The 242-nt window shown below is 69.4% G+C and carries 1 protein-coding gene; it reads right to left on the reverse strand.

Going from position 1 to position 242, the window contains the following annotated elements; translation table 11 throughout:
* The coding region (locus L981_RS35330; protein WP_043626954.1) for a hypothetical protein at nucleotides 1-242 on the reverse strand (242 nt) is incomplete at both ends.

A 242-nucleotide genomic window follows, 5' to 3' on the forward strand; every position in this document is an offset into this window, starting at 1 on the left:
GAACAGGAAGCTGCCGTCCATCCAGACGTCGAAGGGCTGATCGGTCTTGACGAAGGTCTGGCCGGCTGCCGCCGCGTCGGCGGCATCGCGGGCCGCCTGAATCTGTGTGAGGCTGGTCGAGAAGCCAAGGCGCGCACCCCGTTCGGACGGCGCGACAGCCGTCGTCACCGGATCGGTGCTTGCCGCCGCCCGCCGCCGCTCGATCAGCCCCGGAACCTTGACCGTCGACGACAGCAGGCTCT

The sequence above is a fragment of the Ensifer sp. ZNC0028 genome (assembly GCF_000799055.1).
Classification (GTDB): Bacteria; Pseudomonadota; Alphaproteobacteria; order Rhizobiales; family Rhizobiaceae; genus Ensifer.